Below are 2,934 nucleotides of genomic sequence, written 5' to 3' on the forward strand. Positions count from 1 at the left end.
GGGCCCCGGGGGGGGGGGGCCCCCCCCCCGGGGGGGCGCCCACGACCGATGAAGCGGATCAGGCTTCGGTCGGAGCCGAGACGGACGGGAGCGCCTGCTGCTCCGCCGCCGCGGTCTTCTTCGTCGCCCGCTTCGCCACGGTCTTCTTGGCGGTGGCCTTCTTCGCCACCGTCTTCTTCGCAGCGGCCGTCTTGGTGGCGGCCGTCTTGGTGGCCGCCGCCTTCTTGGCCGGGGCCTTCTTCGCCGTGGTCGTCGCCTTCTTGGCCGGAGCCTTGCGGGCCTTCTTCACCGGCGCCTCGGCCTCGGCCTCGGGCTCGGCCGGGACCTCGGGCTCCGCAGCCGCGGCCGGGGCCGCCTCGACGACCACGACGGCCGCCTCGGCCGCGCCTGCCGGGGAACCGGCGGGAGCGGTGGCCTTACGGGTGGCACGGCGGCGCGGACGGGCCGGGGCCGCGTCAGCGACGGGCTCGGCCGGGGCCTGCACGACGACCGGCTCGGGCTCGACCGCGGCGACCGGCTCGGGCTCGGCCTCCACGACCGGCTCGGGCTCGACCACGGGCTCCGGGGCGGCCTCGGCCGCCTGGGCCGGGGCGCCCGCCGGGGCGGTCGCCTTGCGGGTGGCACGGCGCCGGGTGCGGCCCTTGGGGGCCTCCTCCACGGCCGGCTCCACGACAGCCTCGGCCTCGACCTCGGGCTCGACGACGGCCGGGGCCACGGGCTCCGGCTCTGCCGCGGCCACGGGGGCCTCGGCCGGTGCCTGCGCCGGGACGGCAGCGCTGCCGCGCGGGGCGCCCGCCGGGGCGGTCGCCTTGCGGGTGGCACGACGGCGGTTGCGACGGCCACTGAGGCCGGCCGCGGACTCCGCCTCGGCCGGGCTGCTGTACAGCTCCTCGTCCGCGACGAAGGACGGCTCGGGCAGAGCCACCGGAGCGGCGGCCTCGGCGGCCACCTCGGCCTCGGTCTCGACCTCGAAGACGTCGGCGCCCTCGGTCTCGAGGGCCTCGATCTCGTGGTCGTGCTCGAGCTCGTGGGTGCGGCCACCGCGGCGCTTGGAGCGCTTGCCGTTGCCACCGCCGCCGATCGCGGTCGGGGTCTCCATGTGCACGATGACACCGCGCCCGTTGCAGTGGACGCAGGTCTCGGAGAAGGACTCCAGCAGGCCCTGGCCCACCCGCTTGCGGGTCATCTGGACCAGGCCCAGCGAGGTGACCTCGGCCACCTGGTGCTTCGTACGGTCGCGGCCCAGGCACTCCAGCATGCGCCGCAGGACCAGGTCGCGGTTGGACTCCAGGACCATGTCGATGAAGTCGATGACGACGATGCCGCCGAGGTCGCGCAGCCGCAGCTGGCGCACGATCTCCTCGGCCGCCTCCAGGTTGTTCCTGGTGACCGTCTCTTCGAGGTTGCCGCCCTGACCGGTGAACTTGCCGGTGTTGACGTCGATGACGATCATCGCCTCGGTCTTGTCGATCACAAGCGAGCCGCCCGAGGGCAGCCACACCTTGCGGTCGAGCGCCTTGGCGAGCTGCTCGTCGATCCGGTACGTCGCGAAGACGTCGACCTCGGAGGTCCAGCGCGACAGCCGGTCGCCCAGGTCCGGGGCCACGTGGTTCACGTAACCGTGGATGGTCTCCCAGGCGCTGTCACCGCTGACGATGACCTTCGAGAAGTCCTCGTTGAAGATGTCGCGCACGACGCGGACGGTCATGTCCGGCTCGCCGTACAGCAGGCTCGGCGAAGAGGTCGAGATCTGCTTCGACTTCTTCTGGATGTCCTCCCACTGGGCCTGCAGACGCTCGACGTCGCGGCGCAGCTCGTCCTCGCTCGCACCCTCGGCGGCGGTGCGCACGATGACGCCCGCGTCCTCGGGGACGATCTTCTTGAGGATGGTCTTCAGGCGCGCGCGCTCGGTGTCGGGCAGCTTGCGGCTGATGCCGGTCATCGAGCCCTCGGGCACGTAGACCAGGTAGCGGCCGGGCAGCGAGACCTGGCTGGTCAGGCGAGCGCCCTTGTGGCCGATCGGGTCCTTGGTGACCTGCACCAGGACCGACTGGCCGGACTTGAGGGCGGACTCGATGCGGCGCGGCCCGTTGGCCATGCCGAGCGCCTCGAAGTTGACCTCGCCGGCGTACAGGACCGCGTTGCGGCCCTTGCCGATGTCGATGAAGGCGGCCTCCATCGACGGCAGCACGTTCTGGACCTTGCCCAGGTAGACGTTGCCGACGTACGAGGTGGCTTCTTCCTTGTTGACGTAGTGCTCGACGAGCACGTTGTCCTCGAGGACGCCGATCTGGGTGCGCTCGCCGGCCTGACGGACGACCATCACGCGCTCGACGGCCTCACGGCGGGCCAGGAACTCGGCCTCGGTGATGATCGGGACGCGGCGGCGGCCCTGCTCGCGGCCCTCGCGGCGGCGCTGCTTCTTCGCCTCCAGACGGGTCGAGCCCTTGATGGACTGGACCTCGTCGGAGGAGGTGGACTCGCTGCGCTCGCGCGCCGGGCGCGGCTCGCGGACCTTGACGACGGTGCGTACGCCGTCCTCGTCGCCCGCTTCACCCTCAGCGCCGGTGTCACCGCTGCGACGGCGACGGCGACGGCGGCGACGGCTGGAGCTGGAGCCGAGTGCCTCGTCGGACTCCTCGTCCTCTTCCTCGTCCTGCTCGGCGGCTTCGGCCTCGGCCTCTTCGTCGGCGGACTCGTCGAGCTCGGCGGACTCGCCACGGCGGCGGCGACGGCCACCGCGACGGCGGCGGCGGGACGGGCGCTCGCCCGACTCGTCGGCCTCGTCGAAGTCGGCGGCCTCGTCGTCGATCTCGGCCTCCGGCTCCTCCTCGGCGAGCACCTCGGGGAGGGAGACCGGCGCGGACTCGGCGACCGGCGCGGGCTCGGCGGCGCCGCGGCCACGGCGGCGGCGACGGCCGGCCGGCTGCGGGG

The 2,934-nt window shown here is 73.4% G+C and carries 1 protein-coding gene; it reads right to left on the reverse strand.

Annotated elements, in window-relative coordinates:
• Nucleotides 1-58 precede the first annotated feature (58 nt).
• Nucleotides 59-2,934, reverse strand: a 2,876-nt coding sequence (locus ACFWB8_RS36895; protein ID WP_385237650.1) for an Rne/Rng family ribonuclease, incomplete at its 5' end; no start/stop codon positions are given.

Origin of the sequence: Streptomyces sp. NPDC060031, from assembly GCF_042736805.1 — a bacterium.
Classification (GTDB): Bacteria; Actinomycetota; Actinomycetes; order Streptomycetales; family Streptomycetaceae; genus Streptomyces.